Origin of the sequence: Aquiflexum gelatinilyticum (genome assembly GCF_024741135.1) — a bacterium.
Taxonomy (GTDB): Bacteria; Bacteroidota; Bacteroidia; order Cytophagales; family Cyclobacteriaceae; genus Cognataquiflexum; species Cognataquiflexum gelatinilyticum.
Genome location: NZ_JANSUY010000029.1, coordinates 1 through 19921, shown reverse-complemented (window position 1 = coordinate 19921; position 19921 = coordinate 1). Strand labels below are relative to the sequence as shown.

At 38.2% G+C, this 19921-nt stretch carries 15 protein-coding genes; 10 read left to right on the top strand and 5 right to left on the bottom strand.

What is annotated here, in order from left to right; genetic code table 11:
- Positions 1-10: 10 nt before the first annotated feature.
- Positions 11-826, bottom strand: coding sequence for a lyso-glycine lipid O-acyltransferase GlsA (glsA, locus tag NU887_RS20260; protein WP_258425215.1), 816 nt, complete (start codon positions 824-826; stop codon positions 11-13).
- Positions 827-1057: 231 nt separating this feature from the next.
- On the opposite strand from glsA, the gene NU887_RS20255 reads away from it, so the two are divergent.
- Positions 1058-1891: an SDR family NAD(P)-dependent oxidoreductase gene (locus NU887_RS20255; protein ID WP_258425214.1), complete on the top strand. Its 834-nt coding sequence runs from the start codon at positions 1058-1060 to the stop codon at positions 1889-1891.
- 49 nt (positions 1892-1940) lie between these two features.
- On the opposite strand, the gene surE is transcribed toward NU887_RS20255, so the two are convergent.
- The 4 genes from surE to dnaG all read right to left on the bottom strand — a co-directional run bounded on the left by surE (position 1941) and on the right by dnaG (position 6721).
- On the bottom strand, positions 1941-2723 hold the full coding sequence (gene surE / locus NU887_RS20250; RefSeq protein ID WP_258425213.1) for a 5'/3'-nucleotidase SurE: 783 nt from the start codon (positions 2721-2723) through the stop codon (positions 1941-1943).
- A gap of 5 nt (positions 2724-2728) precedes the next feature.
- On the bottom strand, positions 2729-3364 hold the full coding sequence (locus NU887_RS20245; protein WP_258425212.1) for a hypothetical protein: 636 nt from the start codon (positions 3362-3364) through the stop codon (positions 2729-2731).
- A 110-nt stretch (positions 3365-3474) separates the two neighbouring features.
- Positions 3475-4698 carry a bifunctional 3,4-dihydroxy-2-butanone-4-phosphate synthase/GTP cyclohydrolase II gene (locus NU887_RS20240; RefSeq protein WP_258425211.1) on the bottom strand — a complete coding sequence of 408 codons (1224 nt, stop codon included), beginning with the start codon at positions 4696-4698 and terminating at the stop codon, positions 3475-3477.
- Positions 4699-4783: 85 nt separating this feature from the next.
- Positions 4784-6721, bottom strand: a complete 1938-nt coding sequence (gene dnaG, locus NU887_RS20235) for a DNA primase (protein WP_258425210.1) — start codon at positions 6719-6721, stop codon at positions 4784-4786.
- Positions 6722-6908: 187 nt separating this feature from the next.
- Here dnaG and NU887_RS20230 point away from each other — a divergent pair, with 187 nt between their 5' ends.
- From NU887_RS20230 to NU887_RS20190, 9 genes are all read left to right on the top strand, one after another.
- Positions 6909-8000: an Mrp/NBP35 family ATP-binding protein gene (locus NU887_RS20230; protein WP_258425209.1), complete on the top strand. Its 1092-nt coding sequence runs from the start codon at positions 6909-6911 to the stop codon at positions 7998-8000.
- Positions 8001-8008: 8 nt separating this feature from the next.
- Positions 8009-8257: a NifU family protein gene (locus NU887_RS20225; protein WP_258425208.1), complete on the top strand. Its 249-nt coding sequence runs from the start codon at positions 8009-8011 to the stop codon at positions 8255-8257.
- Positions 8258-8267: 10 nt separating this feature from the next.
- Positions 8268-11324: a M43 family zinc metalloprotease gene (locus NU887_RS20220; RefSeq protein ID WP_258425207.1), complete on the top strand. Its 3057-nt coding sequence runs from the start codon at positions 8268-8270 to the stop codon at positions 11322-11324.
- 251 nt (positions 11325-11575) lie between these two features.
- A complete protein-coding gene (locus NU887_RS20215) occupies positions 11576-12352 on the top strand; it encodes a PASTA domain-containing protein (RefSeq protein ID WP_258425206.1) in 777 nt (258 codons plus the stop codon).
- Positions 12353-14191, top strand: coding sequence for a T9SS type A sorting domain-containing protein (locus tag NU887_RS20210; protein WP_258425205.1), 1839 nt, complete (start codon positions 12353-12355; stop codon positions 14189-14191).
- Positions 14192-14198: 7 nt separating this feature from the next.
- Positions 14199-14507 (top strand): rhodanese-like domain-containing protein, encoded by a 309-nt coding sequence (locus NU887_RS20205; protein ID WP_258425204.1) that lies wholly within the window; start codon positions 14199-14201, stop codon positions 14505-14507.
- Between the two features lie 187 nt (positions 14508-14694).
- On the top strand, positions 14695-16173 hold the full coding sequence (locus NU887_RS20200) for a M28 family peptidase (protein ID WP_258425203.1): 1479 nt from the start codon (positions 14695-14697) through the stop codon (positions 16171-16173).
- A gap of 468 nt (positions 16174-16641) precedes the next feature.
- Entirely contained in the window at positions 16642-17619 is a 978-nt protein-coding gene (locus tag NU887_RS20195; protein WP_258425202.1) for a PorP/SprF family type IX secretion system membrane protein, read from the top strand.
- Between the two features lie 586 nt (positions 17620-18205).
- Positions 18206-19921: DUF7507 domain-containing protein (locus NU887_RS20190; protein ID WP_258425201.1), on the top strand; the 1716-nt coding region annotated here is incomplete at its 3' end.

The following is a 19921-nucleotide window of genomic DNA, read 5'->3' as shown; positions in this document are numbered from 1 at the left end:
AATCTATCATTTAGGCCATTTTATATACAATCTGCTTTACTTCCTCGGCCCATTCGCTTTCACTTTTTGACTTATCAAAATAACTGTAAGGAATCGGTTTTCCTATATGTATGATGACTTTTTTGCCTCTTTGAGAAAACATTTCATCGGGTAAATAAAACATTTCAATATTTGTTTTGATACCGATTCGTTTTCTGAGATTAGCGAAGTTATAGAAGAAATTTGAATTTCTCCCCTCAATAAAGACTGGTACAATGTCCTTTTGGTACTTTTTGGATTTGCTGATAAAACTTTTTTTCCATTCCAAATCTTTGATCCCAACAGGCTGCTTTCGTGACACCAACCCGGCAGGAAAAACCAAAACGGCATACCTTCCAGCATAAGTCTCCTCTATCAATTTTGAGACATCCCGACTGTTGGTGCCTAGTTTATTTACTGGAACAAACAGTGGCTCAAAGTTTTTGATATTGGTCAGGATGTCATTGACCAAAAACCTGAGGTCGGTTCTGTATTTGCCCAATGCATACATAAATGCTATTCCATCCATTCCTCCCAAAGGGTGATTGGAAGCAAAAATCACAGGCTTGTCCAAAGGGATATTTTCCGCCCCGGTCAAAGTCACCTCCACGCCAAATTCTCCTATGAGAGCATTAACAAATTCCATCCCTTGCAGATGGCCAATATTGGCCATGACTTTGTTAATTTCATTTTCATGGACAACTTTTTTGACATAATTGATAACGAATCCCGGAAGCCACCTATGTAGGTTGGGATTTTTGTTTTTAAAAACTTGATCTATGTCAATAAATGGCTTTTGTTGTTCCACTTTGTATCAGTGAGGTCGATCGATGAATAAGCAGGTTTCTTATAACTTCCTAGATACCAACGTGAACGGAAAATCATTGGCATTGAAAGTTTCTTTTTATGTAATTTTCTGAAAATCACATGGCTAAAAATACAAATTTTTTAATTTGTGAGGGTTAAAATTTAATATCAATAAAATTAGTTTTCTTGAACCATATGAGTTTTTAATTGTTTTAGAAAAAACAAAAAACAAATGAAACTTGCTATCACAGGGCCCACTTCAGGAATTGGAGAAGTTGCTTTCTCCAAGCTTACCCCCTATTTCAATGAAGTTTTTTTATTAGCCCGAAATGAATCGAAAGCCAATAAGCTGATCCAATCTCTTTCCTCCCCTGATCAAAAAAAGGTCAGATTTATCTACTGCGACCTTGCTGACATGGACTCAGTGGTCTCAGCTGCAAAAAGTATCCTTGACAAAACATCCACTTTGGATGTCTTGATCAATAATGCCGGTGGGATTTTTCAGAACAAAGAAGTAACGAAAGATGGATTTGAAATGGGGCTTTCAACAAATCATTTAGGCCATTTTCTTTTGACCCATCATTTGATGCCAGTTCTATTAAATTCGAATGGAGCGAAAGTAATCAATGTAAGTTCAGAAGGGCACAGGGCTGCAAAGGTGGATTTTGATGACCTAAATTATGAAAAGAAAAAATTCAGTTCATTTGTTTCCTATGCCAATGTAAAACTTTTCAACATTTTGTTTACCAAATCTTTAGCTGATAAATATGGAGAAAAAGGTTTGAATGCCTATGCGCTACATCCCGGTGTGGTGAAAACCAATTTTGGAAAAGAAACTTCTGGAGTTTTTAGTTTCTTTTGGAAATTGGCCTCTCCTTTTATGATTACTGCCGAGGAAGGTGCCAAAACGACTATTTTTCTTGCAAAAACAAAAATAGATTCATTGAAAAATGGCTATTACTTTAAGAAAAGTAAACCTTTAAAACCATCTTCAGAAGCCAATTCGAAGAAAATGAGGGAAAGGTTATGGAAAGAAAGTGAAGCCTTGCTAAAAAGCTGGCTTTGAATTTAATCCGGTTATTAACAAAAAGGGAGGAAAATTATCCTCCCTTTTTTTATAATTCATCCCAATTCCATTCCTCGTTGATCTGACTCATCGCGTGATGCGCAGTCAAGTCATATTGGCAGGGGACAATTGAAACATAATTGTTTGCTATCGCCCATTCATCATTGTCTTCGCCTTTGTCAAAATTAACAAAGTTACCAGCCATCCAATAGTATTTCCTTCCATTAGGATCAAATCTTTCTGAAAACTCTTCCTGCCATTTGGCATGGGCCTGTCGACATACTTTTACCCCACGAATCGGTTCGTTTCTTTTTGGTGGGAAATTCACATTCAATGCCACTCCTTTTGAAATTCCATTTTCCAAAACTTGTTTGGAAATTTTATATACATATTCTTCGACATGGCTAAAATCAGCTTTTGAAGAATAATCACATAGACTAAATCCAATCGAGGGAAGGCCTTCCAATGCACCTTCAATGGCAGCAGACATTGTCCCTGAGTACAAAACGGATATTGAGGTATTGCTTCCATGGTTAATTCCGCTTACCACAAGATCCGGCTGCCGGTCTTTCATTACATGGTGTTTTGCAAGTTTGACACAATCTGCAGGTGTGCCACTGGATTTGTAAGCGATAACATCTTCAAAAATATCTTCTTCGTAAAGTCTCAGAGTCTCACCGATGGTGATGGCATGTCCCATTCCGGATTGGGGACTGTCAGGTGCCACCACGACTACATCCCCTAGTTTTTTCATTACATTTACCAATACCCTGATGCCTTTGGAAGTAATTCCATCATCATTGGAAACCAAAATCAATGGTTTTTTTGACATAAAAATTATTTTATTTGATTGTAGTAAGCTGTAATTCGCAGCAAATCACCGCGCTGGTCATGAGTAAGCCTGTTTTTTCTCATATAAAGTTCAACTTCATCAGACCTATCATCAAGAATGTCCAACAGTTCCTTTTTCTTTTGGGAATATTTCTGAATTGCTCCGTCTTTGAGAAAATAAAAGTTGAAAGCTAGTCTGTATGCACCTGACAAAGGTGGACCCCAAATCGGATTCATTACCATGGGAGAATACATTCCCATGCCCCTGTTGTCAGTAGTAATATATTCCCTGCATAATAACACAATGTTGTTGCCTTCTGTCAAAATCTCAAAGAATATGGGAGATTCATAGTCGCCCGAAAGGGAATAAGGCAATGAATAGAAGGTCCTGATTCCGCCATATTGTTCATCAAAGATTTCAAACCTTTCCACATTAGATGCACTAAAAGTTTCAATTCCACTGTTTTGGAGTTGAACAAGGTTGTTTTCAAGGTCGTATTTCAAACTCCCCTGAAAAACCTGACCGTTAGTCGTGATGATCTGGCCTTTATGCCATAACTGAGATGGAAACTGACCGTTTTGGGATTTTGCCGAAAGGTTAAATATTAATAATAAAACCAATGTAAGTTGTATATACCTCATCTCATTCAGTAATTGGGTTCAAGTCAATAACGAATCCTAAATTGAATTGGTTGATACAATTTATATTATGTTATGCAAAATATCGAATTTTAAGCCAACAATTGCTTCCACTACTTGACGTTTTTAAGAATGGTATGTCCCATCTTATCTCGTTTTGTGGTCAAATATTTTTCGTTATGAGGATTTGGCGCTATTTCAATAGGGATTTGCTCTACAATCTGTAAACCATATCCAAGAAGACCAACTCTTTTGGTTGGGTTATTGGAAATGAGCCTGATTTTGCTCACACCCAAATCCCTCAAAATCTGTGCACCGACACCGTAGTCTCTTTTATCCATCGGCAAACCAAGCGCAAGATTAGCCTGAACGGTATCCATTCCCTGTTCTTGGAGTTTATATGCCTTAAGTTTATTCAATAATCCGATTCCTCTCCCTTCCTGATTCATGTAAAGGACTATTCCTTTACCTTCTTTTTCCACCATTTCCATGGCTTTGTGTAGCTGGGGGCCACAATCACATCTGCAACTGCCAAAAATATCTCCGGTGATGCAAGAAGAATGTACCCTGACCATAATGGGCTCATCGATAGTCCAAGAGCCTTTTATCAATGCTAGATGAAGGTCATCTGTGTTGGTTTGTCTAAATGCAATCAGGTCAAAATCCCCCAAGCTAGTAGGCAAGTCAACACCTATCTCCCTTTTGATAAGGCTTTCGTTTTTCAACCTATAGGCAATCAAATCTTTGATAGACACCAATTTGAGATTGAATCGTTTGGCCACTTCAACCAGGTCCGGCAATCGTGCCATGGTACCATCTTCATTCATAATTTCGACGAGGACGCCTGCGGGAGATAACCCTGCCAATCTTGCAAAATCAATAGCAGCTTCTGTATGACCTGATCTTCTAAGGACTCCTCCCCTTTTTGCTTTCAAAGGAAAAATATGTCCGGGCTTACCCAATTCATCTGGATGAATGCTGTCATCAATCAAGGCACGGATGGTTTTGGCTCGGTCGCTAGCAGAAATACCAGTGGTACAGCCATGACCAATCAGGTCAACAGATACGGTAAAGGGAGTTTCAAATGCTGCTGTATTATTTCCGACCATGAGCTGCAAACCCAATTGGTCGCACCTGTCTTCAATAAGCGGTGCACAGATCAATCCACGGCCATGGGTAGCCATAAAGTTTATGATTTCGGGAGTTACTTTTTCTGCTGCACAGACAAAATCCCCTTCATTTTCCCTGTCTTCATCATCTACAACAATGATTACCTCACCGTTTTTTATTGCTAATACTGCCTCCTCTATTGAATCGAGTTGAATTGAATTTGACATGGTTGATTTTTGAATGCTGAATAATTTGGTGACAAAATTAGTACCCTTTGCTTTACAAAACAGGATTTCACCAATTAAAGTTTGGTCAATAACTGACGACTATTCCTAATTGTCTGTCGATTTCAACTTGGAACTTTTTGAGTTCCATGTAGATTTCTAGCCTTTGGCTAATTACTTCTACATCCAGTTTCTCATCATCAGCTTCTTTGATTTTATGTTTTGCTTCTTCAAGCAATTTTTTGATTACTTTTTTCTTCAAATGCAAAACATTGTCATATACAGTCTTAGCCAAATCATCAGCTTCATGATGTGTGAAAATCTGAAACCTTGTTTCCCAAAGTGTGGAGAGTTCATATTTTCTTGTAATCAAATGGATGACTTCATTTTTTACCTCATGGTCACCGAAGTTCAAAAAATATTCAGGTTGGGGTAATATTCCTTCAGACAAAGCATTTTTATAAATAGAGAGAATTTTATTAAAAACTGCTGTTTCAAAGTTGAGTTCTGCCGTCTCCTGAAGCAGGTATTCACAAACCCTTGTTTCTGCAGACACCATTTCAAAACCATAACTGACCAAAAGTCGCATCATCTCCCTTTCCTGAATATAAATAAGCGAAGATGAAGACGCAGGCGTTTCTTTGGTGGGAAGTAAATTTTCAAAATTGGTCTCCTGTTCCGAATCCCTCTGTTCCCTAAAGTGTTTTTCCTTTTCAGTCTTTACAAATATCTTATTCAGTTCGGTCTGAATGATGTCTTCATCTATATCGAGAAGATTTGCGGACTGCTTGATATAGACTGACCTGATGATCGGATCTGGAATTTTCCCCAAGCTACTTACAACCTGTTTTATGAGATCTGCTTGCTTGATGGGATCTTTTGCAGCTTCTTCGGCATAAAGACCGATTTTGAAGGCAATAAAATCCTGTGCCTTTTCCTCAAGATATTCTTTGAAAACTTGTGATCCGACTTTTCTGGAATAACTGTCAGGATCCTCACCCTGCGGAAAGACAACAGCTTTGACATTCAAGCCCCCTTCCAAAATCATATCTATACCCCGGAGAGAAGCATTGATTCCTGCGGCGTCCCCGTCATAGAGGACGGTGATATTATCCGTAAACCGTTTGATCAGTTTGATCTGATTTTCGGTCAGGGAAGTACCTGAGGAAGCGACCACATTTTCTATTCCTAAAAGATGCATCGAAACCACATCGGTGTAGCCTTCGACGAGATAGCAGTTATCCTTTTCCCTGATGGATTTCTTGGCCTGAAAGATTCCATAAAGGATGTCACTTTTGTGATAAACCTCTGTTTCAGGGGAATTGATGTATTTGGGTTGCTTTTTGTCCTGGGTCAGGATTCTTGCTCCAAATCCGATGGGTTTTCCTCCGAGGTTATGGATAGTAAAAGTCACCCTTCCTCTAAATCTGTCATAAAGTCTTTCAGGTTCTCCTTCTTTTTGAAGAATCAAACCGGCTTTCAGCAAAATTTCTTCAGAATGGCCTGCTTCCTTAGCAGCTTTGAGCAAATTGTCCCATCCGTCCAAAGCATACCCCAAATCAAATTTTTCAATAATAGAAGGGTTGAATCCCCTTTCCTTGAAGTAACTCAGACCGATTGCTTTCCCCTCTTCCTTTTGAAGGTTTTGTACAAAAAATTCCTTGGCAAAATTCAAAGCAATATATAAGCTTTCCTTTTCATTAAATGCCTGAACAGCCTCTGGAGTAACTTGCTTGTCCTCCTCGATTTCTATACCGTATTTCTGCGCCAATTGCCGGATAGCCTCATTGAAACCTATTCCTTCAATATCCATTACAAATTGGATAGGATCCCCTGCCTTTCCGCAGCCAAAACATTTATATATCTGCTTGGCAGGTGAGACAGAGAATGAAGGAGTACTCTCATTATGAAAAGGACAACAAGCCCAAAGATTTTGCCCCTTTTTTTTCAATGGCACATAATCATTGACCACCTCCTCGATGTCCACCCTTTCCCTGACCTTGTCTGTGGTATTTCTGCTTATCACTTATTTTTAAATTTTGGGAATCAAAGATAAAAAGTATTCCATCAAAAACAGGACAGATTAAATACGAAACTTATTGCTAGGGAAGAAAGTTAATGATTTTGAAATATTTCGTGCTTGATGTATCATATAGGTTTTTCAATTGCTATAATTATAGCCTATTTTGCAGTCGGGTTTACCTCATTAAAAAATGAAAATAGAAAAAAACGACATTCTTAAAGCGCTTTCCAAGGTACAGGATCCTGATTTAAAAAAGGATTTGGTGACATTGGGAATGATTCAGAATCTTGATGTGGCAGAAAATAAAATCAGTTTTAAGGTAGTGCTCACTACCCCTGCTTGTCCGCTCAAAGAAGTTATCAAAAATAATTGCATAGAAGTCTTGGAAGAGACATTTGGAAGGAATATCGTTTTGGATATTCACATGACTTCCAATGTGACGAGCAGTAGGGCAAATGCTCCTTTGCTGCCACAGGTAAAAAACATAATTGCCATTGCCTCAGGCAAAGGTGGGGTCGGAAAATCCACTACTGCTTCTAATCTAGCGGTCGCACTTGCAAAAATGGGAGCTAAAGTTGGATTGATAGATGCTGACATTTCAGGTCCTTCGATCCCCATTATGTTCAATGTAGAAGCCGAGCAACCGTCAGTAAAACAGGTAGAAGGAAAAAACATCATCATACCCATAGAACAATATGGTGTCAAATTGATGTCCATTGGTTTCTTGACTCCTGCTGACTCAGCGGTGGTTTGGCGGGGACCAATGGCTAGTTCTGCCTTGAAGCAATTTATAGGCGATGTGGAATGGGGTGATTTGGATTACCTGCTTATCGATTTGCCACCGGGTACCTCTGACATTCACCTGACTATGGTCCAGACAGTTCCTGTCACCGGGGTGGTCATTGTCACTACTCCACAAAAAGTGGCTTTAGGGGATGCAACAAAAGGTTTGACTATGTTTAGACAGCCCCAAATAAACGTTCCCATCTTAGGTGTTGTGGAAAATATGGCCTATTTTTCGCCAGAGGAATTGCCTGAAAACAAGTATTACTTGTTTGGCAAAGAGGGAGGAAAAAGACTTGCAGAGAGATTTGATGTTCCTCTGCTTGGTGAAATCCCGATCGTTCAAAGCATCCGGGAAAGCGGCGATTCTGGATTTCCTGCCGTATTGAAATCAGGAATTACCGAAAAAGCCTTCTCAGCATTGGCAGAGGCAGTAGCCAGACAGGTTGCCATAAGGAATGCTGAAAAAAATAAAACTGAAGTTGTACAAGTAAATTAAAAAAATAAATGAGTTTACCTCTTAGTGAAAGAATTGAAGCAGCATTGGACAGCATCAGGCCATATTTGGAGGCTGATGGAGGAAATGTAAGAATTGTGGAAGTTACGGATGATTTTATTCTGAGATTAGAATTGACCGGAACCTGTAGTTCCTGCCCAATGTCAACCATGACCCTAAAGGCTGGCGTTGAAGAAGCAATCAAAAGGTCAGTTCCTGAGATTACCAAGGTTGAAGCTGTAAATGTTTTAGTTGCTTAATTTAACACGGATGAAATTAAAGTCTTTTGGTAAAGGAATAAGATATGCCTTATTCCTTTTGTTTTCCCTGACAAATCTCAAAGTTGAGGCCCAGAATTTTTTTGGCCAACCCTATCAGCATATTCATGATGAGAAATGTGCCCATGTGCTCATGGAAAAAATGCAAGAGGATAAGCTGGGTATTTATGGCAGCAGAGAGTATTTCGAATCATGGATTACAAAAGAAATCAACCAAAAGAAGAAAAATTTTAACCCCCAACAAAGAGTACAGGCAGAAAAAAGGGTAATACCTGTGGTTGTGCATGTCCTTCACAACGGTACCCCAGAAGGAGCATCCACAAATATTCCATTTTCTCAGATTGAAAGCCAGATTCGTATTTTGAATGAGGACTTCAGAAGACTCAATGCAGATACGATTTTTACTCCCGAAGAATTTTTGGGGGTTGTTGCAGATGCAAATGTTGAATTTGTCTTGGCCAAACAAGATCCTAATGGTTTGCCTACTACAGGGGTTGTCAGGGTTTTGAGTCCTAAGACCTCATTTAATCCAAACAGTTCAAGTGATGTCGAATTGATAAGCCAGACTTCTCTTTGGCCACCTGAAGATTATCTTAACATTTGGGTAGTAACTTTAGTGTCTCCGTTTATAGGTTATGCTTCATTTCCGGTTTCGAACTTACCCGGACTCAACTTTCCTCCCAATTCAAGAGAAACAGACGGTGTGACAATAGATTACCGTTATTTTGGAGAAGGTGACAATGCTGTTTCAGGTTCAAAAGGGCGGACTACAACCCATGAAGTCGGACATTTTTTCGGATTGCGTCATATTTGGGGAGATGGAGATTGTTCTGTTGACGACTTTGTGGAAGATACACCCCTCCAAAGTGGCTCAAACAATGCTTGTAGAACTTCAAATCCAAGATTTACCTGTAATACCAGAGACCTTGTGGAAAATTACATGGACTACACTCCAGATAATTGCATGAATAACTTCACATTTGGTCAAGTCGCAAGAATGGATGTTGTCTTGGCAGAAAGTCCAAGAAGGGCTTCCTTGGTAAATGGTAGAGGGACTATTGCTCCGGAGCTTTTTTCAAGTGACCTCGCTTTACAAAAGATAGTGGAACCTCAGGACTTAATTTGTGATTTGACCCTGACCCCAGTTTTGGAAATTTTGAATAGGGGTACAAATGTTATTACTTCTGCGACGATAGAAATTAGAAACAACGGAACACTTCTACAATCAAAGAACTTTAATTTAAACTTGAATACAGGTCAAGAAACTACTGTGTCTTTTGATCCGATCAGTTTAAATTCTTCAGGAAATAACTTTGTTGCCACGATAAGACTTGTAAACGGTACAGCAGATCAAAACCCTTCAAATAATACGATTCAGTCGAGCCCAAGCATTCAACCCGTAGTTCCACTTCCATACGCATTCAGTTTTGATGATATCGGAAATAAGTGGGTAATCGATAATCCTGATGGCTTATTTACATGGCAAGCAACCCAAGTTGTGTTAGACGGACAAGCTGAACAGGCATTGTTTATTAGGAATTATGAATATGAGGCATTCGGAGAATTGGATTATTTCATATCTCCTCAGATAGATCTCAGTACTTTCCAAAATGCACAGTTAACGTTCAATATGGCCTATGGTCCATTCAACAACAACTCGTTTGGGGATTACTTGTTGGTAGCGGTATCTACAGATTGCGGCAATACATTCGATATCATAAATGCTCCTTATGATAAGGATTTTAATTTCCTTCGCACTTCGACACCTACCCTTGATGAATTTATACCTACTAGTAATTCCCAGTTCAGGAGGGAAATTGTCAACTTAAGTCAATTTGCAGGTTTTGGAAATGTCCGTGTGGCATTTATCGGAAGAAATGGCTTCGGAAATAATCTATACATAAAAGATATAGAAATCCTCCAAGAGGAGACCTTCAAGTATGACCTTAAGCTCGAAGAATTGATCAGTCCAACACCAATTGGATCCAATAACCATGAAAGTGAAGTGATTTCTGTAACCAATACCGGAAATCTACCTATTTCGGGATTTATATTCAGGAGGATTTCAGGTGGATCAAACCAAGGTTTCATTGCAAGAGCAGAACCATTGGCTGCAGGAGAAACAGCCAACATAAACCTTCCAAAATCGACCAGCCTAGGAATCAACACTTTATCTTATACAATACTATTTCCAAATTTTGACCAAAATGCTCGGGAAGAAATTACTTTAAGTCGATTTGTCCACATGGATACCGAAAAAACAAGGGCTCCCTTTAGGCAAAATTTCAACGGAACTTCTACCATTGGGCCATGGATCAGCATCAATCCTGAAAACCAGTTTCCTTCTTGGGTTATTTCTCCCCTTCAATCAGGAAGCATAGGGAGCAATGTCAGTAAGGTAGAAATCACACCAACAGAAAATAGCTTCTGGTTGGGTTCTCCAATATTGGATCTGTCAATCAGTCCTCAAGCAAGTGTTTTCTTTGACAGGGCTGCTGGTATTGTGAATCCAAATACAGTGTTAAAAGTAATGGCAAGCGATAATGGCGGAGATACTTACACTGAAGTATACAGAAAAACAGGTGCGGAAATAACGACCGTTCAAGCCGCAAATGCAAATCCAAACAATGCTTCTGAATTTGTAAGGGACTTCGTGGATTTGACACCTTTTGCCGGTACAAACAAGAAAAATTCAAGAATAGCTTTCGTAATTGAAAACAGTGATGAGGAAAGCAGTTCGGTTTACCTAGATAATATTGAGCTATTTATATCAGCAAACCCTGAACCTGTAGTACCTGAACTTGGGGAAATTTCCCTTTATCCAAACCCTGCAGTAGAATACTTCAATGTTGCTTTCAATTTTGCAAATTATGAATCGGTAAACATCCAGATATTCTCCTCTACAGGTGCCCTTCTGCATGATGTGGATTACGCCAATACCTTGAACCAAACTTATACTTTTGCTTCCCAGCAATTTTCAAAAGGGTTGTTTATCGTGAAGATCACAAGTAGATCAGTATCGGAAACCAGAAAACTATTTATTCAATAAACCTTAAACCCTTCCGTTCAAAATTCGGAAAAGATAATTGTATAGATGGTTCAATTGATGAATCTCGTTTTCGATTCAGAAAAACAAAAAATGACACATCTAAGAAAAAAGTCGAGTTACCTGGTTTTGGGTATTCGACTTTTTTCTTTTGGGATTACCTGCCGATAAAGACTCGAATTGATGATATTTGTTGTTTAGAAAGCAAATATAATTTTACCTTTATACGTTAGCATAAAGATTACATCTGATTCATGGGGAATACAAAAGACTCAATTAAGAAAATTGCCATCCACCTAGGTTTGGTTTTCCTGACCATTACAATTCTATCCTTTATTTTTCTGAAGATTTACCTTCCTTCATACACCAATCATGGACAGACTGTGACTGTTCCTAATCTAGAAGGATTTGAGGTAGGAGAACTAGAGAAATTTCTTTCAGATAGAGATCTTACTTATGAAGTAAATATTGATAGCGGTTATAGCGTAGAAGCCAAACCTTTCTCTGTACTTAAGCAAAATCCCGGTCCTGACAGCAAAGTCAAAAAAGGCAGGAAGATCTATGTCACCCTCAATGCCCGAAATGCACCATTGATAAAAATGCCAAATCTGGTAAACAGCCTTTTGAAAAATGCCCAGGAAATTCTTGGAAATATAGGTTTGGTCCGTGGGGAAATCATCTATGTACCTGATATCGGGATCAACGTAGTTTTGGAACAAAAATATAGAGGTAGAAACATAGACGAAGGTTTTGAAATCCCAAAAGGATCTCAAATTGACTTGGTTGTTGGAGATGGTTTAGGAAACCAAATCCTGGAAGTACCGTCTCTGACTGGTCTGGATGAAATAGACGCAGAGTTTTTGATCATCGGATCAGGTTTAAGAATGGGTAATATCAACTATGTCGAAACCGACAGTGTTGCTCCAGGAATTATTATAAGGCAAATGCCTCCTGCGGGAGTATCAGTCAAAACCGGTGAACCCATAGAAATCTGGATTTCTGAAGGAAAAAAAGGAACAAACAATTTTTAAATGGGATTATTGAAACCAATATTTCTTCAAATTTTTATCCTGGTACTTATATTAAGTCCTTACTCTTCCATTGCCCAGTTTCAACAGCTTCCAACCCCGATTCAAGCACCACAAAAATCTGATTCCTTTGCAAATAAAAGAATCAAAGCTGAGAGGCTAACGCTTCCATTTTGGGATGATTTTTCAGGCCCCCAATTGGATACAAACAAATGGATCAGTGAAGGCGCAACCCAGTCAACAACAGTTGCCAATGCCGCTCCGACAATAGGAACCTTGCTTCTAGATGGAATAGACGAAGCAGGCAGGCCTTATTCGACAGTACAGTTTGAACAAGGACTGACTGATAAAATCACTTCATTTCCTATCGATTTATCCGGATTAAGCACTTCGGAGGCAAATTCTGTTTATTTAAGTTTTTTTTGGCAGCCGGGTGGAAAAGCAGAAATGCCCGATCCGAATGATTTTCTTTCCCTTCAATTTTTGGATCAAGATAGCTTATGGGTCAATGTCTGGGAAAAATCAGGAGGGCTTACCGCAGAAGAATTTTTCTTTACCCAGGAGACCATCAAGGTCCTTCCTAAATTCTTACATGATAAATTCCAATTCAGGTTTCAGATCCAGGGCAGAAGTTCCGGCCCATTTGACAGTTGGATTTTGGATTATGTATTCCTCCATAAAAACCGAACTGAGACCGATCTATCATTTCCGGATAGAGCGCTTACACTTTCTAATTCAAGGCCATTCGAAAAATATTCTGCCATTCCACTTTTTATTTTACAAAAAGACCAGGATACATTTTGGAATACAACTTCAAACGAATTCAAAAATCTTGACAATGGTTTCAGAGCAATGGAATACACATTTGAAATCCGTGAAAAAGCTAATCAGAATGTAGTCAAGACGATCAACAGCAACACTCCATTCAATCCTGTACCTGTAGGGCAAGAAAGAAGAACATTCGGAAGCAATACCATTTCTAATGTTCCACTACCTGATGAAGAAATGGATTATGAACTTATCAGCTACTTGGTGACAGGTGATGGCTTATTGAATGGTGTTGAAAATGGGATACCAATCACCTATCCTGAAGTGGATTTCAGGATCAATGACACAGTCAGAACAACACTTCCTATTCGCGATTTTTTGGCTTATGATGATGGAAGCGTGGATTATTCTGCAGGAATCAATCAAAGATCAGGAATGCTTGCTGTAAGGTACGAGGTAAGCAGTACTGTTTATTTAAAAGGTATCAGCATCAACTTTACAAACTTCACCCAATTGGGGGGAGTTATAGACCTGATGGTTTGGAAGGAACTGGAAGAAGAACCTATCTTCAAAAAAGAAGTATTTATCCCAACAAAAACTTCCCTGAATGAATTTGCCTACTTTGAAGTAGATCAAAATGTAGCAATCGATGGTTCATTTTATATTGGGTTTACCCAATTTACAAATGACTTCCTATACGTGGGATTAGACAAAACATATGATAATGGTGGTGAGATATTTTTTAATGCCACCGGATCTTGGGTTCAGAATGAGACAGTCGAAGGTTCTCTTATGATCAGGGCTCATCTATTGGGAACACCCCCCTTTGAAAGTGAGTCAGAGGCTTCAGTTCCTTTAAAAATTTACCCCAATCCTGTGGTAGGTTCATTATTGATAGAAGGCAAAGTGGATACCATCAATGTATATGATCCAATGGGAAGAAATATTATACTTCCCATATCAGATTATGATAAAGGGAAAAATGTTAATTTTGAGGGAATGCAAAGCGGTATATATGTAGTCAAAACCACCATTGGGAAAGAACAAAAGTCATTTAGAATACTGGTAAAATAAATAAATCATGGAAGATATTACTGTAGAAGAGCTCAAAAAGAAATTGGATGACAAAGAAGACTTTGTATTTATAGATGTCAGAGAAGAATGGGAATATGAAGAAGATAACCTTGGGGCACTCAATATTCCAATGGGGCAATTGGCACATCAACTTAATGAAATCAAAGATTTCAAGGATAAAGAAATTGTAATGCAATGCAGATCAGGAGCAAGAAGTGGGAATGCAAAAAGATTCCTTGAAACCCAAGGATTTAATAAAGTTAGGAACTTGCTTGGCGGAATACTTGCATACCGTGAAATGGAAGAAAACCTTTGATCATTCAAAAAAATCCTAAAAAAAGGATCTCAAATGAAACAGTCACTTAGACTGTTTTTTTTTGTCAAAATTTAACCTTAAGGTCTGACTTTTATTGAATTCATTTTTATTGAATAGGTCTAAGTTTATGGATTCTTTGTACTCAGCAATAATTATAATATATTCAGCCACAAACATAATTACCACCATGTCAAAAAGGAAAACACTATTGTTGGCACTATCGGCACTTGCATTTCAAGTACAGGCCCAAAAAAGCAGCATTGAAAAAGAGTTTAACGAAAAGGAAGCCATTTCCCATTTCAGGTATTTGGCATCAGATGAATTAATGGGAAGGGACCCAATTCGACCTGAAATAGACGCTGCAGCAAGATATATTTCAGAGCAGTTTTGGAAATACGGCGCACATCAAATTGAAGGTGCCAATGGATATTACCAAAATATTCCTTTTAGATTATCCTCTCCCCCATCAAAAGGAACTGTTTCCTTGGGGAAGAATATTTTTGAACAAGGAGATGGACTTTTGGTATTAGATGGTCCTTCTTTATCCGGTAAATTTGGATTGGTAGTAGTCGGATATGGACAGGAGGCTGATTTTGAAGGTAAAGATGTCAAAGGAAAAATTGTGGTGACCAATGTAGGAGCACCCAACAGATTAAGTCCTGCAGATCTATTCAGTGCAGGAAGAGACAAAATTGCTTTGGCAAAATCAAAAGGTGCCATCGCCTTAATTGAAATGTATAATGTCCCCTCTGTACCTTGGAATCTTGTTGCCAACTATCTGAACAGACCGCAATTGACAGTAGATAATTCCAAAGGGGAAGAAACTATTCCTTATATATGGTTGAAAGATTTAAACAATGAATCAATCAATGCAATTGGGAAAGGAGAGTATTCGACAACAGAAGTCCAAATACAAGGAAAAATCAATAGAAAAATCACAGGAAAAAATGTGGTTGCCATAATTGAAGGAACAGATCCAAAGCTTAAAAATGAGTATATCATGCTTTCTGCACATTATGACCATGTCGGTGTGGGAAAACCCAATGCAGAAGGGGATTCCATATATAACGGCGCAAGGGATAATGCAGTAGGAACGGTGGCCGTTATCAATGCTGCAAAATACTTTGCAAAAAACCCTCCCAAGCGGTCAATATTACTTTGTGCATGGACAGCTGAGGAAAAGGGCTTATTGGGCTCTGCATATTTCTCTGAAAATCCTTTAATCCCGCTTAATCAAATTATTTTCAACCTAAATATTGACAATGGTGGATACAATGATACATCCATCATAACTGTTATTGGATTGGGCAGAACTTCAGCCGATCCATTAATCGAAGTCGCAGCTACAGAATTCGGACTGAAAGCTACCACAGATCCTTCTCCTGAACAGGGATTATATGACAGGTCGGATAATGTGAATTTTGCCAGAAAGGGTATCCCTGCTCCAACTTTCAGTTTGGGTTTTTCAGCTTTTGATGATGAAATCAATAAATATTACCACCAGCCGGGAGACCATGTCGATAACTTTGACTTAGACTATGCTTTGCTTTATTGGAAGTCCTATATTTTGGCTGCACAAAACATAGCTAATTGGAACGAGAGACCTGTCTGGATGTCTGGCGATAAATATGAGGCTGTCAGCAAAGAATTGTATAAAAAGGAATAATTAAATTCCTTAAACCGAAATATTTTGAATTTAAATTGGCTGCCGAAAAATTCGGTGGCCAATTTTTTTTACTTTTTTTCCTTTTCTGATTTTTATTGAAAAAATGACTTTAAAGTCATTTTTTCCATTTTATAAATCTCAAATTCTACTTTTTGGAAATCAAAAACAGCCAAATCTCAATTTAAATGCACTTTTTTGGTGATTCAGAGATTTTTGAATAATAATTTTTTAGCATTTTAGGCTAGAGTGATTTGACAACAAACACACATAAAAATCATTTTTAAATGTTAAAAAATGCATTTTGTAAAATTATTTTTAAAATAAATTTGGATTTGAAATACATTTTATACTATATTTACATCATAATAATGTATTTGAATCCTTTCATAACGATTTAGATCATTTTTAAAAACTCTAAACAAATAATCTTCTCGCAATCAGGTCACCCGGCCGTAAACTTTAAAAGTTATGAAAACAACATTTAGATTACTCGCAATCATTTTATTGGTTTCTTCTTTGAATTTTTCTGAATCAACCGCACAACAATTACCTCAGTTTAGCCAATACATTTTTAATGGACTGCATATCAACCCAGCATATGCCGGATATAAAAATGAAGGATATGTCCAAAGCACTTATAGAAGTCAGTGGGTTGGCTTCGAAGGCGCACCCCAAACATTCACTTTAACTGCAGATTTTAGTGCCAATGAAGGCATGATGGGTTTTGGAGCTACTATTTTATCGGACAAAATCGGCCCGACCAAGACCACTTCTGCTATGTTGACTTATGCTTACAGGATACAGACAGGAAGAGAATCATTCTTTGGCTTAGGAGCCAGTGCAGGTATAGGCCAATACAGTATTAATGGAGATATGCTTAAAGCACTTCACGATAATGATCCTGAAATTCCTACAGGCACGATAAATATGATGACGCCAAATGCAAATCTTGGCTTGTTTTTCCACAACAATAAATTTTATGCAGGACTTAGTGCCTACAACCTAATAGGAAAGGGTTCCTTAGAAAAAGAAGACATCGCCTTAGCTTATCATGACATTCACTTCTACCTTACTGCCGGCGCTTTGTTGGATGTTTCTCAGAACGTAAAATTCAAACCATCTTTCCTTGTCAAGCAAGTAAAAGGATCACCTACCACTTATGATTTGAATGGCATGATGCTTTTTATGGATAGACTTTGGTTAGGAGCTTCTTACAGATCAAATCTAAATATCATGAGTGAAAATCCGGAAGCAGGTTCTTTAAGCAAAAGAAATGCAGTTGCTTTTATCGGTGAAATCTTTGCCACTCCTAACCTTAGAATTGGATATGCTTATGACCAAAATCTTAACGTACTCCAAAACATGAGAGCTAACTCGCATGAAATCTCAGTCGGATACTACCTTTCAGCAAGAAAAGTTACCATGAAAAACCCTAGATGGTTTTAATAACTCTCAATTAACGGGAGTAAATCCCGAAAGAAATTAAATTTTGTTGCACTTTTTAATGTTTAGAGTCTATTTATCAAAAAGGCTGCCTGGGACTAATCCTCTTACAGGTAGCTTTTTTTTGTTTTAACCACCGAACACTTTTTGAAGAACCATAATTGGAAATATTCATTTCAATTATGGAAAAAATGCTCTCTTTAGGTAAAAAAGCTTTTAAACTACATGATTGGTTTTACGAAAATCCGAATAAAAAAGTAAATAAAGCGCACAATTTTGCTTTGTAAAACACAAGTTTTCTTTTTCTAAATAAAATTGAAACTTTTGAATTGAAGTTAAGATCAACAAATCACCCTATTCTTAAGATTTTGACTTTCCAAAGGTTTTTAGTAGTTGTTATTCAATTTTAAAGCTTTACAAAAACACCCATTTGTAAATCTTAATCTTTTAACCTAGCCAAAGCCTTAATAAAATATAAGGCAGAAAGCTTAGCACTAATTACTCGGAAATCAGATTCCACTTAGGTTTTGATTTTTGAAAATAATTTTCGGTGAGCAATCACCACACTCTTCAATTAATAGTAGTAATTATGAGAAAATTCAAAACTACTATAGCCTATTTGGCTATATTTTTCGTTTGGTTGTTGGGGATAATCCCCACAGAAACTCATGCACAGAACCAGCCAAATCTCATAGACTTGAGAGGCTGTGGAAGCTCATGTTCGTCAAATAATTTTACCATCAAGCAGGTTTATCTGAGTGATGCTTCAGGGGTACCTTTGTCAGATTCCTTCGCCACTTGTACTCCAGGTGTTCAACAAACCGCTTATATTTCTATCGTTTACAATTCGAACTCTGGATCAAGTACAAGTAATACCCGACTTTTTGCTGACTTATCTATCGGAGGATCGACTCAGTTCATAAATATTTGGCTGGGCGTCCTACCATCTGCAAAATCAGGAGACAAAATCGTCACCCTTAACCATTCATTTACTTGGTCTTGTGGTGCACAAGTAAAGTTACTAAACCCACTTTTGGCTTGGACTACTTCAGGTTCAGCAAATCTTTTTTCAAGTTATCAATGTAATGACTATCCAAGTGCTCAATGTCAATTTGGATCTGACATAACAGTAGACGCTCCATTAGCTGTGCAGTTTGATTATACAGCCTGTACACAAAACGGTTCGACTAGTGTAAAATTCATATCTACCACAAATGGAGGTAGCGTACCCTACCGTTACAACTGGACTTTTGGTCCAAATGCAAGTCCGTCCACTTCTACTTTGGCTGATCCAACCGTTACCTATTCTTCCAACGGTACAGCCACTTTGGTTGTCACAGATTCAAAGGGAGTCACCAATACTTTTACAAAAACCATTACGCCACCAAGTGAATTGGCTATTTCCTCATCGGTGAGTCAACCTACTCCCGGGACCAATAATGGATCTATTTCATTGACGGTCAATGGTGGCACAGGTACAAAAACAGTAACATGGAACGATGGAACAACGGGATTAAACCGAACCAATTTACCTGCCGGAACATATATAGCTACTGTTACAGATGAATTTAACTGTCAAAAGACAGAAACTTTCATCATGACATCGCCTTTACCTAATATCAGTCTCATCAAATCAGGCCTCTATGTAGATTTAAATGGAGACGGTATACAAAATGTTGGAGACAGAATTAATTACACATTCTTGGTTACCAATACCGGGAATTTTCCACTTTCAAATGTAACGGTAACAGATCCGACTATTACCCTTAATGGATCTGCCTTTTCTTTAGCTGTTGGAGCTTCCAATAATACTGGTTTTACAGGATTTTATGATATAAAACAGGAAGACATAGATGCGGGATTTTTTACAAACAATGCATCAGTTTCTGCTTCCGCGGGCAATATTAATGTCTCAGCAACTGATTCTCATACTGAAACACTCATCCAGGCCCCCAATTTATTGGTGACAAAAACCCAGATTGGTGGCCCTAATCCGGTTACCGCAGCCGGCCAAAAACTTGATTATGAAATCACTGTCACCAATACGGGAAATATCAGAGTTACAAATTTAACTACCACGGATTTTTTACCTGGAACCACTTCGGGAATCAATCTCACAGTTTTGAGCGGAGATGTTACAGAACCAGGTATCCTGAACGTAGATGAAACATGGGTTTACAATGTTTCTTATACTGTAACACAGGCAGTTTTTGACCTTGGAGACAATCTTATAAATGTGGTCAATGTCACAAGCAATCAAGTTCCAGGGCCGGTTGTTGCTTCAGCAATCACCCCAGTAACGATC

What these genes read in the sequence shown, in the direction of transcription:
- NU887_RS20255 (WP_258425214.1), top strand. Translation starts at nt 1,058, where the DNA reads ATGAAACTTGCTATCACAGGGCCCACTTCAGGAATTGGAGAAGTTGCT.
- surE (WP_258425213.1), bottom strand. Translation starts at nt 2,723, where the DNA reads ATGTCAAAAAAACCATTGATTTTGGTTTCCAATGATGATGGAATTACT.
- NU887_RS20245 (WP_258425212.1), bottom strand. Translation starts at nt 3,364, where the DNA reads ATGAGGTATATACAACTTACATTGGTTTTATTATTAATATTTAACCTT.
- NU887_RS20240 (WP_258425211.1), bottom strand. Translation starts at nt 4,698, where the DNA reads ATGTCAAATTCAATTCAACTCGATTCAATAGAGGAGGCAGTATTAGCA.
- NU887_RS20230 (WP_258425209.1), top strand. Translation starts at nt 6,909, where the DNA reads ATGAAAATAGAAAAAAACGACATTCTTAAAGCGCTTTCCAAGGTACAG.
- NU887_RS20225 (WP_258425208.1), top strand. Translation starts at nt 8,009, where the DNA reads ATGAGTTTACCTCTTAGTGAAAGAATTGAAGCAGCATTGGACAGCATC.
- NU887_RS20220 (WP_258425207.1), top strand. Translation starts at nt 8,268, where the DNA reads ATGAAATTAAAGTCTTTTGGTAAAGGAATAAGATATGCCTTATTCCTT.
- NU887_RS20215 (WP_258425206.1), top strand. Translation starts at nt 11,576, where the DNA reads ATGGGGAATACAAAAGACTCAATTAAGAAAATTGCCATCCACCTAGGT.
- NU887_RS20210 (WP_258425205.1), top strand. Translation starts at nt 12,353, where the DNA reads ATGGGATTATTGAAACCAATATTTCTTCAAATTTTTATCCTGGTACTT.
- NU887_RS20205 (WP_258425204.1), top strand. Translation starts at nt 14,199, where the DNA reads ATGGAAGATATTACTGTAGAAGAGCTCAAAAAGAAATTGGATGACAAA.
- NU887_RS20200 (WP_258425203.1), top strand. Translation starts at nt 14,695, where the DNA reads ATGTCAAAAAGGAAAACACTATTGTTGGCACTATCGGCACTTGCATTT.
- NU887_RS20195 (WP_258425202.1), top strand. Translation starts at nt 16,642, where the DNA reads ATGAAAACAACATTTAGATTACTCGCAATCATTTTATTGGTTTCTTCT.